Genomic DNA, 21,407 nt, shown 5'->3' on the forward strand with positions numbered 1-21,407 from the left:
TGCGACGACATCCGCGGAACGCCCCGTTCCGTTAGCAGGCAAGTGTTTGTTATATGTCCGAGATCACAGCTTCTATGGGTAGTAAAGGTGATCTACGAACCCGGCTACCCAACGGAGTTGATCAGCTCCGAAGGGCAAAATATAGGGTGACAAACCCCACAAACCAGGGCCCTGCGGCTTGATTAATGCGCGATACCCCGTACGGTCAAGGACTTGTGCGGCGTCTTAGAGATCAAAAGTGAAGATGCCTTTCCCTCGCCGCACCTGCCGGACGCCGGAACCGCGATGACGCGGCAGCGCTGAGAAGATCGGCGCGGAAGCGGGCCAGGGAGCCCGTCGGCGGTGGGGGATTCGGGGACGAGCGCGTCGCCTGAACACGCCGCGAGAAAACCGGGCGTCCGGGGTCCTGTCCCCTAACAAAGGACTCCTCTGTGGGTAGCCCTGTCAGGCGTCTTCTACAAGTGCGCCTACGCACTACCATCCTGATCGTCTCCGGCGCCGGTGCCGCCGTCCTCGCAATGGGCGCATTCGCCCTCGCCGACGGCGACGAACCATCGAAATCGGCATCTGCCGCAGAAACCGCGCCGCAGACCACGACACCACTGCAAGACCGTCCGCGGACGGAACCCACGCGTGCCAGCCGTGGGCAGACCCGCGCACCGGAGCCGTCGCCGGAGAAGACGAAGTCTCCTAAGAGCAGGTCCGACAGCAGCGCCGGTCACGTGGCCGAGCCTGTGAAGAAGAAGCAGTACAAGGTCGTCGAGTCAGGCTCGTGCAAGGCCTCCTACTACTGGGAGGGGCAGATGACCGCCAGCGGCGAGACCTTCGACCCGAGCGAGCTGACGGCGGCGCACAAGACGCTGCCGATGGGCTCCAAGGTCCGCGTGACGAACAAGAACAACGACCGTTCGGTCATCGTCCGCATCAACGACCGGGGCCCGTACGCGGGCGGCCGGTGCCTGGACCTGTCCAAGGCCGCGATGAAGAAGGTCGGCGGCACCGGGGCGGGCGTGATCCCCGTCCGGTACGAGGTCCTCTCCAAGGGCTGATTCTTTAGCCAGTTGCACCCGCCCGGCGGGCGATGGACTGTGCCTGCCGGGCGGAACTATTTCTCAGCGCACGCGCCCGGATGCGCACTCGGCCGCTGCGGACTGCGTTGCCGCGTGCTGGGTTTCGGGTTCGGCGTCTTGCGTGTTGTTCGACCACGCCCCGTCCCCGCCTGACGGTGGCTGGGTGCTTGCTGCCGGCGCAGCGTCCGGCTCCTGGTCGGCGTCGACCGTTTGGGTGGACTGGCTGGGAGCGTCCAGACGCTGGGTGTCGTCTGGGGAGGCGTCCACTGGGTGGGCGGTTGCCGGTTGCTTCCTGGCCGATCGGATGGTTATCGGCTGGGTGTTGGCCGTTGCGGCGTCCAAGGGCTCGTTGCTTTTCTGCTGGGGCGCCGCTTGGTGGGTGTTCGCGGTGGGCGTCGGCCCGTCGACCGGTTGCGTTTCGGCGGGCGAGGCGTTGTCCGGCACTGGGGCGGCCTTGGGACGGACGGTCGTCGACTGCGCGTCGAGCTGTGCACCGTCCTCGGGAGGGGTCGTCGGACGCGCGAGGCGGTCGCGGAACCAGTCGGTGAGGACTCCGTCCACGCGCACGGCCTCGGTGATCGGAGGACGCGCCTCGGTGCCGGGCTCGGCGGCCAGCGCGTGGCCCATCCGGAATGTCGCGGACTCGACCGGCCCCGTGCCGTGGCGGCGCAGCAGGTCGCGCAGGGACGTGATCTCCCGCGCCGGGACGACCCGGTCCTTGGCGCCGCCGATGAGCAGGGTCGCGACGTCCCGTCCGGCGAGGTCGGCGGCGACGGAGCCGAGGTCGAGGCGGTCGGCCAGTGCGGCGGCGCCGTCCGTCCAGGCCCGGTCGCGGCCTGAGCGCTTCTCCACGGCCCGCGCGACCCGCGACGGTGCGACGACGGGGGCGACGAGCGCCACGGCGCTCACCGGCACGATGCCGCGCGCCACGGCCAGCAGCGCGGCGGCCCCGCCCGCGCTGAACCCCACCAGCCCGACGGAGCCGCCCGGGCCGCCCGGGTTGTCGGCCTCGTCTAGGGCGTCTGCGCCGTCCGGGAGGCCGAGGTCGCGGCGGATGTCCGCCAGGGCGGCGGGGAGACGCTCGACGGCGCTCTCGACCGCCGCGCAGTACGTCTCGATCGTCTCGGTCTCCAGGATCGCGCCAGAGCCGAGCCCGCCGGGCGGGCGTCCCGGCAGGTCGAGGTAGACGCGCCACACGGGCACGCCGGTCATCGGGATCGCCGCCGCGAGCGCGCTCGCGGTCCGGGGCGGGTCGAACCCGGGCCAGGCCACGATCAGCCGGGTCGGACCCGAGGCGGTCGCGTCGACGGCCGTCGGGGGCAGCGCGACGTACGCGTCGCCTGCCGCGGTGCCATGGACGGGATGGTTCGTATGGTGGTCGCCGCTCATGTCGATACGTCAGCTCCTGCGATGCTCGACGGGCGGCGCGCCGGTCGTGCCCCGAGGGAGCGCTCCCCCGGGAGGCGGCTCCCCCCGCGCGCCCATGCTTGCAGTGGACGGCGGTCAACACACCGTGAATCGCCGCACGTCGCCCACGAGAGTGATGAAGAACTCACTTCAGGTAATGCTTATCGAATGTTCGAGTGAGCGTCCGACCAGGGGGTTCGGCGATCGTTCCGGTGCCGTTACAGGTGTGCTGCATGTGTGACGGCGCTGATGACCGGTCGGAGGGAACAAATCCGGCACCGGCCGCGTCGTAGTAGGTCGTGGGCGCCGCGGGGGCGCGCCCTCTGAACGTCCCTCTGAGGAGTGCTCGTGGACAGGAAGCGCAGCGCGGCCGCCGCAGGGCAGGCCTGGCAGATCTACGCCGAAACCCTGAAGCCCGATGCACCAGGTCTCTGGGAGCGCGTCCGCGCCGTCCCCAGGATGCTCAAGTCGGCCCTGCGCGGGCAGTACAAGGGCCTGTCCCACGCGACGCTCGGACTGCTCGCGCTGGGCGTCGTCTACATCATCTCCCCGATCGACGCCGTCCCCGACGTGATTCCCGTCGTGGGCATCGTGGACGACACCGGGCTGGCGCTCTGGATGCTCGCCGTCCTCGTCAAGTCCGCGGGCGACTTCGTCACGTGGGAACGCGGCGGCCGCCCGACCGTCCTGGTCGGCGAACCCGTCGACTGACCGCGGACGCCACGCGAGGACGTCATTGCGTTGGTGGGCCGAGTTCCTTGGCGAAGCGTTCGGCGGCGTTCTGCATGATGGGCACCACGTTCGGGACGGCCTCGCGTGTCATGCGTCCAGAGGGGCCGGAGACGGAAAGCGCCGTCAAGGCCGGGGCGCCCTGCAGAGGCACCGCCACGCAACGAACACCGAGTTCCTGCTCCTCGTCGTCTAGTGCGTAACCCTGCTCGCGGATGCGTTTCAGCTCGGCCAGGAGGGCGTCCGGGTCGGTGAACGTGTTCGGCGTGTGCGCGTCCATGCCGGTCCGGGCGAGGATCTCGCGTACGCGCACGTCGGACAGTTGCGACAGCAGCGCCTTGCCCACGCCCGTGCAGTGCGGCTGGACGCGCCGTCCCACCTCAGTGAACATGCGCATGGAGTGCTTGGACGGTACCTGCGCCACGTAAACGGCCTCGTCGCCTTCCAACACCGCCATGTTGGCCGTCTCGCCGACCGCGTCTACGAGACGGGACAGGACGGGCTGCGCCCAGGTGCCCAGCAGACGGCCGGCGCCCTCGCCGAGCCGGACGAGCCGCGGCCCCAGGGCATAGCGCTTGGACGGCTCCTGCCGCACGTAGCCCTTGTTCACGAGCGTCCGCATCAGGCGGTAGATCGTCGGCATCGGCAGCCCGGAGACCTCCGTCAGCTCGGACAGCGCCATCTCGCCCCCCGCGTCCGCCAGATGTTCGAGCAGTTCGAACGCTCGCTCCAACGAACGGACCGCTTCCGCCACCCGCGTCTCCTCTCCTCGCGACCCACCCGATTCTACGGAGAGCCGATTTCGCTGTGCGAAAGATCAGCGGTTGGCGGGACGGAGCGCGTTACTCGTGGCCCCGACCTGGCAATAACTGTCGTTGCCCGGCGCCACATCGCCGCCCCCCTGGCAGTCAGTACGGATAGAACCGGGAGAGGGGATCGGGTGCGAACGGGGCGCCGAACGACACGCTGGGGTGCGATCGCGGCGAGCGGCGCACTGACCGTACCGTCACTGACGCTGGCCGTACCGACCGCTGGGGCCGTACCAACTGCTGGGGCCGTGCCGACTGCTGGGGCCGTACTGACTGCTGGGGCTGTAGCGCACGGACGCTCGTCCGCCGTCCGGTTACACATGGACATGACGGCTCGGAGCGGCCGTGCAGCGCCGGACTATGCCATGGCTTACACCGTCCAGTTGAAGGCTGAGGGCGGGACTGCCCGCGACGTGGTTTTGCAGCTCATGGCAGAACGTCCGCTGTCGTGGACGAAGTATGCGGAAACGTGCAGCCGGGTGGGCTCCGCACAGCGACTGCGTTGCGACCTTGGCGACGTGGGCAAGACGGTGGTTGAACGGACGGCGACCGTCCGTATACCGCGTTCCGTGGTTTTGGAGGGCTCCGCTAAGTCCTTGAGTGTTCGCGCGGTCGCGGACGCCGCGAATGCGCCTCAACGATCGATTCGGGCGGTGGTCGGCTTCTCCAGCGGCGCTAGCGCGACCGCGGCCAGTTCACCGAAGAACGGCCCGAACACCGGTCCGAAGGGCGACAAGAAGCCACGCGGGACAACCAAGCCCAGTGGCGCTACGCCAAGCGGTGCCAAGCCCAGTGGAGACAGGCCAAGCGGCTTTAAGCCCAGTGGGGTCAAGCCGAGTGGGGTTAAGCCGAGTGGGATCAAGCCCAGTGGGGTTAAGCCTGGGCCGTCCGGTAGTTCGTGTGGGCGTGGCGTGCCTTGTCAGGGTGGGACGCCCAGTCCGAGTGGGTCTTCTGCTGCGGGCAGCGGGAAGCCTACGGGTGGGCCTTGTAAGACGGGTCCGAGGTGTAATGCGGGGACGCCGAGTCCGGCTGGGGTGCCGTCCGGTACGCCGTGTGGGAGCGGCGCGGGTGCTGTGCCTTGCCAGGGTGGGGCGCCCAGTGGTGGCAAGCCGGTGCCGGGCGGGCCTGCCGGTGTGGAGCCTCCGCCGTCCAGCAAGCCGAGGACGAGTGCGCCGTCTGGCGCGGCTGGCAAACCCAGCGAAACCGCATGTGGGAAGGGCAAGGTGTGTGAAGGCGGCACGCCGTCCAGCGGGGGTGGGGGCAAGCCTCGGGTGACCGGTGAGGCCGGCGCCACCGGACCGTTCAGTGCGGACAGCCCGCCCAGTGCGGGTAGTCCGGCTTGGGGGGACGACGGGCCGGAGTGCGAGCGTGACAAGTCCGGGGAGTGCGCGGCTGGGCCGGGGGCCGGGCCGGGGCCGTTCGGGCCGCCTGAGCCGTTCGGGCCGTCCGGAGGGGACGGCGGGGCGGGAGCCGGAGCGCCCGGGTGGGGTACGGGCCAGGCCGCCCCGCAGGCGCCCGCGCCGAACCTGCCGGTGGCGCCGCCGCCGAACGCGGTCGTCCTGCCGCCGTTGACCGCGCCGGGGGGACCGCCGACGCGCGCCGCAGCCGGAGAGAGCCAGATGACGCTGGTCTCCCCCGCCAGCCTGGAGGACGAGGACGAGACCGACTGGGCCGTGGTCGTCGGCATAGCGCTCGTTGCCGAGATCGGCTTGCTGTGGGGTGCCGCGTGCGTCGCGCTATGGAGGCGGCGGCTCGCGCTCCAGCGCGCTTCCGAGTCCAGGGCCGCGTAGGGCGGTCGGGTCTTGTCACGGGGGTGACAAAGCCTGTGTTCGCGAATGTGAGCGCTGGCTAATATCGCGGGCTGACTACCATCCGGTAGCTTCGCGCTCATCGCCGGTCTCGGGAGAATCCTCAATGGCTTTGGGCTCGCTGCTTCCCGAACTGCTGCCAGGCGGGTCCGGCCGCACTCCGCTGATCGAGCGGGTCGCGCGGTGGGCGCGGGAGAAGCCTGACGCCCCGGCGTACACCTTCGTCGACTACTCGATCGATCCGTCCGGCGCGCATGTCATGTCGACGTGGGCGGAGACAGACCGGCGGGCGCGGGCGATGGCCGTCGTCCTGCGGCGGGCCACTGGGCCGGGTGAACGGGCTGCGTTGCTCCTGCCGCAGACGCTCGAATACATGATGGCGATGCTCGGCGCCATGCACGCGCACGTCATCGCGGTGCCTTTGTTCTCGCCAGACCTGCCCGGGCACGCCGAACGGCTCATCGGCGCCTACACCGATGCGGAGCCGGCGGTCATCGTCACGACGCGGAGTGCGCTTCCGCATGTGGAGAAGTTCCTGGCCGACCACGACGTTCCGCAGCCGAAAGAGCTCGTGTTCGCCGACGAGGTAGACGTCTCCTTGGCCGGACGCTGGCAGGACGAACCTGTCGCGTTCGACGACCTCGCCTACCTGCAATACACGTCGGGGTCTACGCGTCGCCCCGCCGGAGTGGAAATCACCCACGGGAACGTGACGGCGAACGCCGCGCAGCTATGGGCGGGCTGGGCGCCTGAGAAGCCTGACCCAGAGCTGGTGAGCTGGTTGCCGCTGTTCCACGACATGGGACTGATCTCGACCATGGCGTTGCCGCTGGTGCACGGCGACCACGCCATCTACACCGACCCCGTGTCGTTCATCATGAACCCGATGCGGTGGCTTCGGCTCATTTCCGAGCGTCCAGGCAAGAACGTCTACACGGCCGGGCCCAATTTCGCGTATGAGTACGTCGCGTCCCAGGCGACGGCGGAGAAAATCGCGGAACTTGAGCTGTCCGGGTTGACGACGTGTCTGAACGGTGCGGAACCGATCCGTCCGTCCACGCTGACGACGTTCGCGGACGCGTTCGCGGCGGCCGGTCTGCGGCCGGGCGCGCAGGCACCGGGTTACGGGCTGGCCGAGGCGACCGTGTTCGTCACTGCGGCGGCGGAGAACGTCCCGCCGAAGGTCGTCTCGGCGGACAGGGACGCGCTCACCCGGGGCGAGCTGCGGCTCTGCGAGGGCGGCTCTGAGCGGGCCAGCGCGGGTGGCTCTGAGCGGGCCAGCGCGGAACGTTCTGAGCGGGCCAGCGCGCTGGTGTCGTGCGGTCGTCCGAGCGGGCAGGTCGTGGCCATCGTCGACCCGGAGACGCGTAGGGAGCTGCCGGACGGCCGGGTCGGCGAGATCTGGGTGCACGGGCCGAACGTCGCGGCCGGCTATTGGCGCAACGCTGAACGCAGCCGGGCCACGTTTGGCGGCGAACTGTCTGACTCTGGCGGCCTACCGCCGGGGCCCTGGATGAAGACTGGTGATTATGGTGTCGTTCACGAGGGCGAGCTGTATGTGACAGGTCGCATCAAGGACCTCATCATCGTGGACGGCCGCAACCACTACCCGCAGGACATCGAGGTGACCGCGCAGGAGGCGCACCCAGCCATCCGGCCCGATTACGTGGCCGCGTTCGCCTTGCCTGGGGAGGAGACCGAGCGACTGGTGGTCGTCGCCGAGCGCAACCGTCGCATCCCTCTCGGACGGCTGGACGTAGGCGAGGTGGAGACTGCGGTACGCGGCGCTGTCAACGTCCAACATGAGATGAGCGTTCACGAGTTCGTGTTGATTGAGCCTGGTGGCGTGTCGCGCACGTCCAGCGGAAAGATCGCACGTGCTGCCACGCGGCAGCGTTACCTAGACGGCGAACTGGCGACGACCGCGGCTCGCCTCGCGTCCCGCGGATAGCCGCAGGAGGGTCATGCTTTCGGGGCTGGGCCGTCTCATCCACCGGCGACGGTGGGCCAGCCTTGTCCTGATCCTGGTGATGACGGCGATCGCCGGGGTGTGGGGCCTCGGCGTGCTCTCCAAGTTCAAGGAGGGCGGCTTCGAGGACCCTGACGCGTCCTCCACTCTTGTCGCCGAACTCGGCTCCACCTATTTCGGCAGCACCAATCCCGACGTGTTGGTCCTGTACAGCAGCGACACCATGACGGTGGACGATCCGCGCTACAAGGCCAGCGTGAAGACCACGGTCGGACGGCTGCCCAAGGCCAACGTCGAAGAAACCATCTCCTACTGGTCGTTCGACAGTAGGGCCGCGCATTCGTTCGTGTCGCGCGACCGGCGTTCGACGTTCGTCGCGGTGAAACTGCGGGGCAAGGACATCGCGGCCAAGGTCGAGGACTATGACGCGGTCAAGGAGCATCTGGGCGCATCTGGGCTCCGTGTTCAGGTTGGCGGCAACATCCCTCTCGGTGAGGAGTTCGGGCAGCAAGTCGTTGATGACATCGTCCGTGCGGAGACCATCACGGCCTTGCCGCTGCTCATCCTCCTCGTCATTCTGTTCGGCGCGCTGACCGCGTCGCTGCTGCCATTGGTCGTGGGCGTCTTCTCGATGATCGGTGGGCTCGCCGTCCTGCACGTGGTCACCTATGCCGCCGACGTGACGTCCTTCGCCCTGGAAGTCGTCACGATGATGGGCGTCGGCCTCGCCATCGACTACTCGTTGTTCATCATCAGCCGTTTCCGTGAAGAACTAGACCGTGGTCTAGCCGCGCAGGCCATGGCCGTAGGCAACCCCTGGAAACAGGAACGAGACCGGGCGGCGCGCAAGGCGGCGAAGCAGGCGTACAGAGCGGCGACACAGCCCGTACGGCAGGACGCCCTGTCCGCCACAATGGCGACGGCCGGCCGCACCATCATGGTCAGCGGCATCACCGTGTCGGCCGCTCTGGCAGGGCTTCTGCTCTTCCCGCAGATGTTCCTCCGCACGATCGGGCTCGCGGGCATTGCCACGGTCATGGTCGCCGTGTTCGGAGCCACCGTCCTGCTGCCGACGCTCCTGGCGCTCCTTGGCCCGCGCATCGAATTCGGCCAGATGCCGTGGCGGCGACCCACCTCCAAGAAGCCCGGCAACGGTTTCTGGTACCAGCTCGGCCACAGCGTGATGAAGCATCCGGTGCCGTACTTCGCCGTCGTCCTTGTCATCCTGGGCGTGATGTTCTTGCCGTTCCTGAACGTCCAGTTCGGCAGCGTGGACGCCCGCATCCTCCCCAAGGACAGCCCCACCCGCGCCGTAGTGGAAACGCTCAGGGCTGAGTTTCCGAACGGATCCGCTGAGCCCATCGACGTCGTCGTCTCCGGGGACCTTATCCCGCGCAACTGGACACCCAAGGGCAAGGGCGACCCCATCCCGCCCTACCTGGAAGCCTTCAGGAAACGCCTCGGAACGCTCCCCGGTGTAACCGAGGCCCAGTTCACCGGCTATTCCGGTACCTACGGCGGCGTGCGCATCTCCATCACACACAAATACGAGCCGATGGACCCCCGTGCCCAGGACATCGTCAACGAAATCCGCGGGATGAGCCTGTCCAAGGCCGGTTACCCCCTGCACATCGATGTCGGAGGAACGACGGCCGCGCAGATGGATCTGATGTCCAGCCTGCTGCGCACCCTGCCGAAGATGGCGCTCGCCGTCGGGCTCGGGACGTTCGTCCTGCTGTTCATGTTCTTCGGCTCGCTCGTCCTGCCGCTGAAGGCCATCGTCATGAACGTCCTGTCGATCGGCGCCTCGTTCGGCGCGATCGTGTGGGGCTTCCAGGACGGGCACCTCGCCGGCGTCCTTGACTTCACCCCGACCGGCGGCGTCGAGGCCACCAGCATGATCCTCATCCTCGCGGTCGTGTTCGGCCTGTCCATGGACTACGAGGTCTTCCTCCTCAGCCGCATCCGCGAGGAATGGGACCGCACGCACGACAACCGCGCGGCGGTCGCGTCCGGCATGCAGCACACGGGCGGCGTCATCACCAGCGCGGCGCTGCTCTTCCTCGTCGTCATCGCCGGGTTCAGCACGGCGGGCATCACCGTCGTGAAACTCATCGGCGTCGGCATGTTCGTCGCGGTCGTCGTGGACGCCGCGCTCGTCCGCTCCCTCCTCGTCCCGGCCACCATGCGCTTCATGGGCGCCGCCAACTGGTGGCTGCCGGCGTTCCTCGCCGGCCTGCACACCCACATGGACCTCCGCGAACGCACCCTCACTCCCGCCGTCGCGCCTACGGCCGCCCCACCACCACTCCCGGACGACCACCCGTTCCCCTACGCCCTCACCTGGAAACAACCCCCCAACGCAGGGGATCGGCCATGGGCGCCTTGGACGGACGGGCCGCCGCGTCCCCGCCCGCCGAATGCCCACGGTCCTAGGCGTGTGATCCCTCCGCGTACGGATGACGGAGGTTGGCGCTGGGACGAGACGGATGATCCCCGCTGAATTGCAGGCGGGACGTCAGTTTCCGCCGGTGCGGATTGTTGAGTTGATGATCTGCTGGGCGCGTTCGATGCCGTTCTCGGTTTGGATGCGTCGGGCCAACCTGGCCGCTCGGTCGGTGATCTTTTCGTCTTGGGTGGCGCGCCGGAGTTTCGACGCCAGGAGGGGTGCCGTCATCGCGCGGAATGGCAGCGGGGTGGGGCCCGCGCCTAGGGACGCGACACGTTCGCCCCAGTACGGCTGGTCGCCGAAGAAAGGGCATACCACGGTGGGCGCTCCCGCTCGTAGTCCTGCGGCGGTCGTTCCGGCGCCGCCGTGGTGAACCACTGCGGCCATTCTCGGGAACAGCCATGAATGGGGGACATCCCGGACGGCGTGCACGTGCTCGTCGGACGTGTCCGGGTCGCCCTGCACGACACCGCGCACCCCTGCCAGCCGCAGCGCCGCCCGGATCGTCAACCCTGTCAGCTCGGGGTCCTCGGGCACCATGCTCCCGAACCCGACATACACCGGCGGCGGGCCGGCCGCGAGGAAATCGGCCAGGTCCTTCGGCGGTTCCCAGCCGTTCTCGTCCAGGAACCAGTAGCCCGTCATGGTGATGTGCGACGGCCAGTCCTTCGGACGCGCCACCACGGCAGGGCTGAAGCACGCCAGGACGGGGCCGCCGCGGGGCGGACCGCCGCCGCGGGGCAGCCTGCCGTGGAGGGGGAGGCGTTTGAGGCCGAGCGCCTCGGTCCGCCAGGGGTTGATGAACGGGCGTGACAATTGCCACGCGATCTGCTCCACCGCCAGGTAACTGATCCGATTTCCCCCTCGTCCGAGCAAGCGCGCCTGCGGGACGAATGGATGCGGGAACGCACTCGTCGGCTGACTCGGCTGGAAATTAATCAATCCCCAGGGGATGCGGAGATGCTCGCCGAGATGCATCGGAAGGTAACAGAAAGTGGGGCCGAGGATGAGGTCGGCGCCTTTGCAAGCGTCCGAACATTCCGCGAGGAGCCGTTCGGCCATCGGGCCGAGGATTCGACGGAAGCCGCTCAGGAATTTCACCGGATTCCGGCCTCCGGCCAGCAACTCGCGTCCGGCGTCCGATTCGAGGATGTCCGTCGGATCAGCCGTGAGTGGCGCGAGTTCCAATCCCGCGGCGGCTGTCAGCGGCGCGTATCGGGCGCTCGCCACCAGCCGGACCTCGTCTCCCTGCTCCTGCAGCGCCCGCCCCAGCGCCACACAGGGCTGGACGTCGCCCCGCGACCCCGCCGCGAAGATCACGATTCTGCTCACGCGTCCTCCTACCGGGCGTCGTCGCGGACGTGGGCGTGCTGGGCGTCGTCCCACCAGGCGGGGCGCGGGGCGGGGACGGCAGGGGATCGCCTGCCGTGTTTGGGCCCCAGCCAGCCGCGGCGGCTGGGGAGGGTGAACCCGCTGATCAGGCCGCCGACGAGGACGAGGGCCGCGCCGAGGACGAGCCCGGCGGCGGTGCCGTCGCGGAAGGTCTCCAGCTCGGCGGCGCTCGCGTCCCGCTCTGGGACGTGGTGGACGAGCAGCCCGAGGATCGCGATCCCGAACGCGCCGGACGCCTCGCGGACGACGTTGACGATCCCGCTGGCGACCCCCGCCTGATGCCCCGGAACGGCCTTCAGGACGTACATGACCAGCGGCATCCCCATCGCCGCCCCCACGCCGACGATCATGACGCCGGGCATCAGGTCGGCGTAGCCGTCGCCCCGCCGGAGGGTGGAGAACAGGAACATCCCGAAGGCCATCAGCGCGAGGCCGCCGCCGATGGCCGGGCGGGGGCCGAGCTTGGCGGCCAGCCAGAACGCGACGGGCGTCAGCACCATGATGGCGATGGCCGGCGGCAGCATCACCAGGCCCGCCTCGGGCGGGGAGAAACCGAGGTAGCGCTGCAGGAACGTGGCCGAATAGAAGATCATCCCGTTGAAGCCGATGCCGTACAGCATCTGGGAGAGCAGGCCGCCGGTGAAGACCCGGTTGCGGAAGAACCGCAGGTCGATCATCGGGTCGGGGGCCCAACTCTCCACGAGGACGAAGCAGCCGAGGGCGACGGCGGCGAGCGCGAAGACGCCGAGGACGGACGGGTCCGTCCACCCGTACGCGCCGCCGGACTCCAGCCCGTAGACGACCGCGAACAGCATCATCGCGGAGATCAGCACGCCGGGCAGGTCGACGCGGGCGCCGCGGTTCTCGCCCTTGCCGGTGAGGACGACGAGGCCGAGCAGGACGACCAGCGCGCCGGGCACGATGTTGATGAGGAAGATCCAGCCCCAGTACCACTGCTGGACGACGAACCCCCCGATGGCGGGGCCGAGGGCGATGGCGCCGGACGCGGCCCCGACCCAGACGATCGTGCCGAGGGAGCGCTGCTTGTCGGTGCGTCCGACGGTGACCATGACCTGCGTCGCGGGCAGGGCGAGGGCGGCGCCGGCGCCCTGCACGACGCGGGCGAGGATCAGGGTCGCGGAGTCGGGGGCGAGCCCGCAGACGGCGGACGCGGCGGTGAACACGGCCATCCCGGACACGAAGGTGACGCGGCAGCCGTACACGTCGGTGAGCCGGCCGCCCGCGATCATGAGGCAGGAGAACGTCAGGATGTAGCCGGACGCGACCCAGTCCTTGGCGGAGTCGGACATGCCGAGGTCGCTCATGATGGTGGGCAGGGCGTTCGCGACCACCGTGTTGTCCATGGTGATCATGAATGCGCTGACGGCCACCACCGCGAGCGCCCATCGGTACCGGCCCCGGGTCACTGTGCGTGTACGGCGTGACGTCCCGCTTCCCGCTCCGGGAAATCCGCCGCCTCCTCCTAATATTTCAACGAGCTATTGTCACTATTGGTTGATATCTCGTTACTCGGCCTGACTCCGGGCCGTGGTTCCTGAACTGACCCATCAGGCCACAATGGCCACTCCTGAGTCTTGTCATCGCCGTGACAAGTAGGGGATGAGAAAAGTGGCCTGGATGCGCATCGTGAGCCGGTAGGCGTAGGACAAAGTGGGTCCCCCGCCTCGCTGAACGATCCGGTTTCATGGGGGGAACCCACCGCATGCAGAGCAACGACCGTTCCTCCGGAGCCGAGCGGGATGGCGTGCGGGACGAGGTTCGGGTCGGTGCGGATTCGATCCGCCGTTACCTGATCGAGCAGATCGCCCGTCGCGCCAGGATCGCTGTCGCCGATGTCGATCCCGACCGGCCGCTGGAGGAATTCGGGCTGGCGTCGCGGGACGCGGTCGCGATCGCCGGCGAGCTTGAGCAGTTGCTGGGACGGTCCCTCCCCGCCACTCTCGTCTGGGAGCATCCGACGATCGACAGGCTCTCCGTGGCGCTGGCCAGCGGCGATGCCGTCCGGGACCCCGTGGAGCGTGTGCAGGCGGTCGCGGTGCGGCCCGTGGAGCACGCGCAGGGGGGCGCGGTGCGGGAGGCCGCGGACGATGTGCCGGTGGCCGTCGTCGGCATCGGCCTGCGTTTCCCCGGCGGCGACCGCGACCTGACCGGCCCCGAGGAATATTGGCGTTTCCTGACCGGACGCGGCGACGCGATTCGCGAAGTGCCGGACGGACGCTGGGACGCCTTCGACAACGGCTCCCCAGAAGTCGGCGACCTGCTCGCCAGAACGACAAGGCTCGGCGGCTTCCTCGGCGACATCGCTGAATTCGACGCGCAATTCTTCGGCATCACGCCGCGCGAGGCGGCGGTGATGGACCCACAGCAGCGGCTCGTCCTGGAGGTCGCGTGGGAGGCGTTCGAGCACGCCGGGATCGCTCCGGCGTCGCTCCGCGGCGGCCGCACCGGCGTTTTCGTCGGCGTTTCCGCGCCCGAGTACGCGGCGTTCACCGCGTCCGACCTTGCGTCCCTCGAACCGTTCACCGCGACGGGCGCCGCGCTCGGCATCATCGCGAACCGGCTGTCGTACCTGCTCGACCTCCGCGGACCCAGCATGATCGTCGACACGGCGTGCTCGTCGTCGCTGGTGGCGACGCACCTCGCGGTGCGGGCGCTGCGGAGCGGCGAGGCGGACGCGGCGCTGGCGGGCGGCGTGAACGTCCTGCTGTCGCCCGCGATCACGATGACGTTCGACCTCGCGGGCGGGACGGCGGCGGACGGGCGCTGCAAGGCGTTCGACGCGTCCGCCGACGGGATGGTGCGCGCCGAGGGCTGCGGCGCCGTCGTCCTGAAACGGCTGCCGGACGCGCTCCGGGACGGCGACCGGGTCCTCGCCGTCATCAGGGGCTCCGGCGTCAACTCGGACGGACGGTCCAACGGCCTCGTCGCTCCGAACTCCGAGGCGCAGCGGTCCTTGCTCCGGGACGTGTACGCGGGCGCGGGCGTCGACACGCGAGAGGTCGATTACGTCGAGGCCCACGGGACGGGAACGTTCCTAGGAGACCCGATCGAAGCGAAGGCCGTCGGCGAGGTTCTCGGCGCGGGACGTGAGCCGGATGCGCCGCTGCTGCTCGGCTCAGCGAAATCCAACCTCGGGCACATGGAGTCTGCGGCGGGCATGGCCGGGCTCATCAAGACGGTCCTTGCACTGCATCACCGGGTCATCCCGCCGAGCGCGCACTACAAAGAGCCCAACCCTCATATTCCGTTCGACGAGCTACGGATCGCGGTCGTCGCTGATGAGACGCCGTGGCCTGAGAGGGGGCGTCCCGCGCGCGCTGGCGTTTCCGGGTTCGGTTTCGGTGGGACGAACGCGCACGTCCTCCTGGAAGAGGCACCTACGCAGGAGGCGACCGCGCAGAAGGCCGTCATGAGGACGTTTCCGCTGTCCGACACCAACGACGACCGTGTACGCGACCACGCCGCCCTTCTAGCCGAGTGGCTCCCCAAGGAATTGGAACTCGCCGACCTGGCGCGCACACTGCATCGGCGGAGCGGCCGTGGACGAGCCCGCGCCGCCGTCGCAGCCCGGGACCGTGCAGGGCTCATCGACGGATTGACTGCTCTCGCCGAAGGGCGTCCACACCCTGGTGTAGTGAGCGGCAAGGCGCTCGGCACTCCGGGCCGTCCTGTGTGGGTGTTCTCCGGGTACGGAGCGCAACGCGCAGGGATGGCGCTACGGCTCCTAGAGGAGGAGCCCGCATTCGCCGAAGCCATCGATGACCTGGACGGACTTTTCGCCGAAGAGGACGGCCCCAGCCTGTGGACACTCCTTGAGGAGGGACAGAAACCGGACGGCCCAGCGGACACCATGCCGGTCCTGTTCGCCATCCAGATCGGCTTGGCCCGCATGTGGACGTCCTACGGCGTCGCACCGGGTGCGGTGATCGGACACTCGATGGGCGAGGTCGCGGCGGCGGTCGTCGCCGGCGCGCTCACCCTGGCGGACGGCGTCCGCGTCATCTGCCGCCGATCGCGGTTGCTGTCCCGGCTGGCCGGCGGCGGCGCGATGGCCGTCATCGGAGCGTCCGCCGACGAGGTCGCGCGCCTGAGCGACGGGCTGCCCGAGGTGTACGCGGCCGTCCACGCCTCGCCGAAGCAGACGGTCGTCACGGGCGACGCCGATCAGGTCGCCGAGATCGTCCGCCGCGCCGAGTCCGAGGGCCGCCTCGCCCGGACGATCCAGGCCGAGGGTGCCGGACACTCCCCACAAGTCGAAACACTCATCCCTGACCTGCGGAAACTGCTCGCCGGGGTGGGTGCCCGGCGCGGCCAGCCCTGCGCCGAAGGGATCAAGCTCTACACCACCGCCCTGGACGACCCGCGCGCCCTCCTCGCCTCGGACGGCAGCGGGCTAGGGGTTGATCACTGGGCCGCTAACCTGCGGAACGCCGTTCGGCTCACCGATGCGGTGGCGGCGGCTGCGGAGGACGGGTTCCGGACGTTCGTCGAGGTCAACGTCCACCCGATCCTCGCCCACGCGGTCGCGGAGACGCTTGAGGAGACGGGCGAGCTCGTCGGCGGGACGGGTGCGCTCGTCGGCGGGACGGGCGCGCTCGTCACCCACACCCTCAAACGGGCGCCGAAGGGGCAGCAGACCGACGACACGCTGACGTTCCACGCCCAGCTCGCCACGTTGGCCGCGCATGGGCATGCGGTCACCGAGCCCGCAGCGGGTGGACGGATCATCGACGTCCCGCAGTCACCGTGGCGGCATGAGCGACATTGGGTCGATTTGTCGGCGCGGACGTCGTCCAGGCGAGACGAGCACCCGCTGCTGGGCGCGCACGTCGAACTACCAGGTGAGGAGCGGCACGCCTGGCGCGCCGATGTCGGACTGGCCGTCCAGCCGTGGCTCTGCGGGCTGACCGTCCATGGGCTGCACGCGCTGCCGGTGGCGGCGTTCGCGGAGATGGCGCTGGCCGCCGGGGCGATCGCGCTCGGGACCGACGACGTCCGCGTCAACGGCCTGTGGCTGGAGCGGCCGCTCGCGCTCGCCGATCACACGACGGTGACGACGACGTTCGCGGAGGCGGAGCAGCGGGTGGAGGTCCACGCGCTGACCCCGGCCGGCACCTGGACGCGTCTGGCCAGCGCGGACGTGGGCATCGACCACCACGTCCCGGCATCGCCCGGACCGGGAGCCACGACCCAGGTTCAGGGCGCCGAGCGCGGCAGCCGCCATTACAGGCTTCATCCGGAGGTCTTCCACCGCTGCCTGTCCGCCCTGACGGCGGAAGCCGATGCGGACGAGCCCGCGTCCGACGGCGGGGTGTGGTCGGCCGAGACGATTGGCTCGCTTCGTGTGTATGGGCCGACGCACCGAGGCGGGCACGTCCAGGCGGGGGTGGTCCGGGACGACGACGACGGCGGCGGCGGCGGTGGCATGACGGGGTCGGTGCTGCTTCTCGCGGCGGACGGCCAGGTATTGGTGGAGGCCACGGGAATTGCCCTGCGTCGCGTCGAACGGCATGACATTCCGGTGGTGCTCGCCGACAAGCTTGTCGAGCTCGTCTGGGACGCGTCCCCGCTCCAGGGGGTTGGTGCGTCCGAGGGCGCGTGGGTGGTGTTGGCCGATGAGGATGATGCCCTCGCCGCCGCGGCCACCGCTGGGCTGGAGGGACGTGGCAGGACGGTCGTCTCGTATCGGCTGGCGGACTGGCAGACCCGTGCTGAGCAACCGCCCGTTGAAGGTGTTCTACTCGTCCCGTCCGCTGACCTGATAGACGAAGCGCTGGTCTTGACCGTCGCGGGCGTGAGTCGATCCCTTCCGGACGGCCCGCGCATGTACATCGCGACGCACACAGCGCTGCCCGTCATGGACGGAGAGCGAGGCCGCCCCGGCCACGGTTTCGTCAGCGCGCTCACCCGAGTCCTTGCGTTTGAACGAACCGTCCAGAGGGCCACGCACGTGGACGTGGATCGTCCGGCAGATCTGGTCGAGGAACTCGTTGGCGGTGGCGACGCGCGCGAGGTCGCCTGGCGCGGCGGTACACGGTACGTGGCGCGTCTAGCCCAAGCCGTCCTGCCTGCCGAATCTGCCGAATCTGCCGAACGTCGGAGGAAGCGGATCGTCCGGCGCGGCGGCGCCTATGTGATCACTGGCGGGTACGGCGGGGTCGGCCTCGTCACGGCGCGGCTGCTGGCCGAGCGAGGGGCGGGACGCATCGTCCTGTCCGGGCGGAATGGGCCGGACGCCGACGCGGAGAAGGTGATCGCGCGCCTGCGGGAGGAAGGCGTGGACGTCGGTGTCGTGCTCGGTGACATCGCCCGGCCCGGCACTGCCGAACGTCTCGTCCAGGCCGCGCAGGAGGGCGGCGCGAGGCTGCGCGGTGTCGTGCACGGCGCCGGGGCCATCGAGGACCGGCTGATCGCCGACCTCGGCGCGGAAGATCTCCACAGGGTGTGGACGGCGAAGGCCGAGGGCGCCCGACGGCTCAGCGACGCCACCTGGGACCTCGATCTCGACTGGTTCGCGGCCCATTCGTCGGCCGCCGCCCTGCTCGGCTCGCCCGGCCAGGCCGCCTACGCCGCCGCGAACGCCGCCGTCGACGCGCTGATGGCGTACCGGAGGTCCTGCGGACGTCCGGGAACCACCATCAACTGGGGCACATGGTCACAGGTCGGAGGGGCCGCGAACACGTCGGTCGCCGCCCTCGACCCGATCAGCCCGGCGGAGGGGGCCGAGGCCCTGGAGGCGCTGCTCGCCCACGACATGCCCGCGACCGGGGTGGTGCGCTTCGACCCGGTCACGGCGGTCGGACTGTTCCCCGAGATCCGCCGCATGCCGTACTTCGCCGCACTGACCAAGGCGGCGGACGAGGCGGGCGTCGGCGCGGACGAGGCGGGCATCGGCGACGACACCGGCTGGCCCGGCCCGGAGGCGCTCGACGGGCTCGATCCCGCCACCGCCCGCGGGATGGTCGCCGCGCAGGTCAGACGCAGGATCGCGGCCGTTCTCGGCTTCGACCAGGAGCGGCTCGACCCGTCCGTCCCGCTGACGGACCTCGGTCTCGACTCGCTCGTCGCGGTCAGGATCAAGAGCGGCGTCGAGCACGATCTCGGCCTGACTGTTCCCGCGTCCGTGCTGCTGCGAGGGGCGAGCGTCAACGCCTTCGAGGGGTGGGCGGCCACCAAACTGGGCCTCTCGGACGCACCAACCCCGCCCCCGCTGCGTTCTGTGGTGGGCGGCGGCGCGAAGCGCGATGGCGGGGGATATGTCATGCCGCGTGACGCTGCCGAGCGTCTCGCCGTCCGGATCTTCGAGGACGTTCTCGGCCTCGAACGCGTGGGCGTCACCGCCGACTTCTTCGGTGACCTAGGCGGCCAGGATCGTCAGGCGGACGAGGTCGTGGCTCACGTCGCGGCCGAACTGGCCCGTCAAGCAGGCGAGAACGCGCCGGATACTTGCCGCGATGAGCTGTTCGCGGTGCCCACGGCCGAGCATGTCGCCGAGTTCATCAGGGCCGCGGACGAGGAGGCGGCGCGGCGGACAGTCCGTCCGCTGAGACCGTCCGGGGACCGCAACCGCCGTCCGATCTTCATCGCGCACCCGGCCGGCGGCACGACGGCCTGTTACCGCCCGCTCATCGAGCGCCTCGGCCCCGACCAGCCGGTCTTCGGGCTGGAACGGTTCGGGGACGCGCCGCCGGTCGAGGAACGCGCTGCCCGCTATGTCCGGCATCTGCTGGAGGTGCAGCCGGAGGGCGCGTTCCGACTCGGCGGCTGGTCGTTCGGCGGCGTCCTCGCCTACGAGACGGCCCGCCGGCTCCAGCGGGCGGGACGCGAGGTCGAGTTCGTGGCGCTGTTCGACGCGGGCCTGCCACGGCCGGTCGACGACGAGTCCGACACGCTCGCCCGCCGGTTCTCCGCGTTCGCCGACTACATCAACGAGACGTACGGCCTGGACGTCGCCCTCACCTACGAGGAACTGTCCGGACTGGACGAGGAAGCACAGTTCGCGCTGGTCATGGAGCGTGCCGCACCCCTCGTGGACCACATCCCGCCGGCCGCGCTCACCCACCAGCTCACGTCCCACCAGGACACCCGTTCCCTGGAGGCGTACCGGCCCGGCCCGTACGACGGCCGCGTCATCCTGTACCGCGCGCCCGAGGAGACCCCGTGGGCCGTCCGGGATGCCCGCTATGCACTCGACGGGACCAACGGCTTCGGCGGACTCTGCTCCGACCTGGAGATCGTCACGATTCCCGGAGCGCACCATCTCAACCTGCTCGACCCGCCGGGAGTGGACGTTCTCGCCGCACACCTGGAGCGCCGACTCGCCAGAGGAGGAGGACGGCCGGAGGCCCGCTGAGCGCACCGGGCTGGCGAAGGTCACCCCACGACGGAGGACACGAACCCCATGGCCCAGAACGGCTCGTCCCACGACCTGCTCGATGCCGTACGGTCAGGCGCGAGCGGGCCCGAGCTTCGGGAGATCGACCTGCCGACCCGGTTCCGCGCCGCGTTCACCCGCAAGGACGAGGTCGGGATCTTCGAGGGCCGCACCGACAAGGACGTCCGCCGCTCGCTGCACGTCGGCGAGGTCGAGATGCCGGAACTGGCCCCGGACGAGTGCGTCGTCGCCGTGATGGCCGCCGCGATCAACTTCAACACCGTCTGGTCGGCGATCTTCGAGCCCGTCCCGACGTTCGCGTTCCTGGAGCGGTTCGGGCGGCAGGGCTGGCACGGCGCGCGCCACGACCTGCCGTACCACGTCCTTGGCTCGGACGGCGCGGGCGTCGTCGTCCGGACGGGCAGCGGCGTGAAGAGCTGGAACGTCGGCGACAAGGTCGTCCTGTCCCCGTCCTACGTGGACGAGGAGGACCACGGCTCCTACGACGACGGCATGATGTCGGAGTCCCAGCTGGCCTGGGGGTTCGAGACGAATTTCGGGTCGCTCGGCGAGTTCTGCATCGTCAAGGCCAACCAGCTCATCCACAAGCCCGCGCACCTCACCTGGGAGGAGGCGGGCTCCACTACCCTGTGCGCCGCCACCGCCTACCGGATGCTCGTCGGGACGCACGGCGCCCGCATGAAGCAGGGCGACGTCGTGCTGGTCTGGGGCGCGACCGGCGGGCTCGGCTCGTTCGCGACGCAACTCGTCAAGAACGGCGGCGGCATCCCGGTCGGCGTCGTGTCGTCGGACGAGAAGGCGGAGATCGTCCGGGCGCAGGGGTGCGAGCACGTCATCAACCGGAACGACCTGGACCTCGGTGAGCAGGGCCTCCGCCACCCCAAGGCCGGACGGATCCTCGGCGAGGCGATCCGCCGCCTCGCCGGCGAGGACCCGGGCATCGTGTTCGAGTACCTCGGCCGCGAGACGTTCGGCGCGTCCGTCTACGTCGCCAGGCGCGGCGGCAAGATCGTCACCTGCGGGTCGTCCACCGGATACCGGCACGAATACGACAACCGCTTCCTGTGGATGCGGCTCAAGAGCATCATCGGCTCGCACGGCTTCAACTACCACGAGGCCGTCGAGACCAACCGCCTCATCGGCCTCGGCATGATCCACCCGACGCTCTCGACGGTGTTCCCGCTGGACGAGGCCGGGGAGGCGACCCGGGCCGTCCAGACGAACCAGCACGTCGGCAAGGTCGCCGTCCTCTGCGGCGCCGCCTCCGAAGGCCAGGGCGTGGACGACCCGGCCCTCCGCGAACGCATCGGCGAAACGAAACTCACCCTGTACCGCCGTTCGCTCTGATCACACGCGTC

11 protein-coding genes are annotated in these 21,407 nt (G+C 69.7%); 7 read left to right on the forward strand and 4 right to left on the reverse strand.

The window, feature by feature from the left end:
- Positions 1–722 precede the first annotated feature (722 nt).
- Positions 723–1,049, forward strand: coding sequence for a septal ring lytic transglycosylase RlpA family protein (locus ACH35V_RS40865; RefSeq protein WP_395980273.1), 327 nt, complete (start codon positions 723–725; stop codon positions 1,047–1,049).
- A 63-nt stretch (positions 1,050–1,112) separates the two neighbouring features.
- Here ACH35V_RS40865 and ACH35V_RS40870 read toward each other — a convergent pair whose 3' ends face one another.
- On the reverse strand, positions 1,113–2,459 hold the full coding sequence (locus tag ACH35V_RS40870) for a hypothetical protein (protein WP_395980274.1): 1,347 nt from the start codon (positions 2,457–2,459) through the stop codon (positions 1,113–1,115).
- A gap of 366 nt (positions 2,460–2,825) precedes the next feature.
- On the opposite strand from ACH35V_RS40870, the gene ACH35V_RS40875 reads away from it, so the two are divergent.
- A complete protein-coding gene (locus tag ACH35V_RS40875; RefSeq protein ID WP_395980275.1) occupies positions 2,826–3,188 on the forward strand; it encodes a YkvA family protein in 363 nt (120 codons plus the stop codon).
- Between the two features lie 22 nt (positions 3,189–3,210).
- Here the strand turns inward: ACH35V_RS40875 and ACH35V_RS40880 are convergent, their stop codons facing one another.
- Positions 3,211–3,960: an IclR family transcriptional regulator gene (locus tag ACH35V_RS40880; RefSeq protein ID WP_395980276.1), complete on the reverse strand. Its 750-nt coding sequence runs from the start codon at positions 3,958–3,960 to the stop codon at positions 3,211–3,213.
- Between the two features lie 1,326 nt (positions 3,961–5,286).
- Between ACH35V_RS40880 and ACH35V_RS40885 the strand changes: the two genes are divergently transcribed.
- The 3 genes from ACH35V_RS40885 (at position 5,287) to ACH35V_RS40895 (ending at position 10,295) form a co-directional block, all read left to right on the forward strand.
- Entirely contained in the window at positions 5,287–5,805 is a 519-nt protein-coding gene (locus tag ACH35V_RS40885) for a hypothetical protein (protein ID WP_395980277.1), read from the forward strand.
- Between the two features lie 124 nt (positions 5,806–5,929).
- The gene (locus ACH35V_RS40890; RefSeq protein ID WP_395980278.1) at positions 5,930–7,774 is read left to right on the forward strand and encodes a fatty acyl-AMP ligase; all 1,845 of its coding nucleotides are present in this window, start codon (positions 5,930–5,932) and stop codon (positions 7,772–7,774) included.
- Positions 7,775–7,787: 13 nt separating this feature from the next.
- Positions 7,788–10,295, forward strand: a complete 2,508-nt coding sequence (locus tag ACH35V_RS40895) for an MMPL family transporter (protein WP_395980279.1) — start codon at positions 7,788–7,790, stop codon at positions 10,293–10,295.
- Between the two features lie 15 nt (positions 10,296–10,310).
- Here the strand turns inward: ACH35V_RS40895 and ACH35V_RS40900 are convergent, their stop codons facing one another.
- Together ACH35V_RS40900 and ACH35V_RS40905 are read right to left on the reverse strand one after the other, a co-directional pair.
- Positions 10,311–11,573 (reverse strand): glycosyltransferase, encoded by a 1,263-nt coding sequence (locus ACH35V_RS40900; protein ID WP_395980280.1) that lies wholly within the window; start codon positions 11,571–11,573, stop codon positions 10,311–10,313.
- A gap of 8 nt (positions 11,574–11,581) precedes the next feature.
- Positions 11,582–12,997 carry an MFS transporter gene (locus tag ACH35V_RS40905; RefSeq protein ID WP_395980281.1) on the reverse strand — a complete coding sequence of 472 codons (1,416 nt, stop codon included), beginning with the start codon at positions 12,995–12,997 and terminating at the stop codon, positions 11,582–11,584.
- Positions 12,998–13,356: 359 nt separating this feature from the next.
- On the opposite strand from ACH35V_RS40905, the gene ACH35V_RS40910 reads away from it, so the two are divergent.
- Together ACH35V_RS40910 and ccrA are read left to right on the forward strand one after the other, a co-directional pair.
- On the forward strand, positions 13,357–20,007 hold the full coding sequence (locus tag ACH35V_RS40910) for an SDR family NAD(P)-dependent oxidoreductase (protein WP_395980282.1): 6,651 nt from the start codon (positions 13,357–13,359) through the stop codon (positions 20,005–20,007).
- 48 nt (positions 20,008–20,055) lie between these two features.
- Positions 20,056–21,396 carry a crotonyl-CoA carboxylase/reductase gene (gene ccrA / locus ACH35V_RS40915; protein WP_395980283.1) on the forward strand — a complete coding sequence of 447 codons (1,341 nt, stop codon included), beginning with the start codon at positions 20,056–20,058 and terminating at the stop codon, positions 21,394–21,396.
- Positions 21,397–21,407: the final 11 nt, after the last annotated feature.

The organism is Actinomadura sp. 1N219, assembly GCF_044326405.1.
In the GTDB taxonomy this organism is placed as follows: domain Bacteria; phylum Actinomycetota; class Actinomycetes; order Streptosporangiales; family Streptosporangiaceae; genus Spirillospora.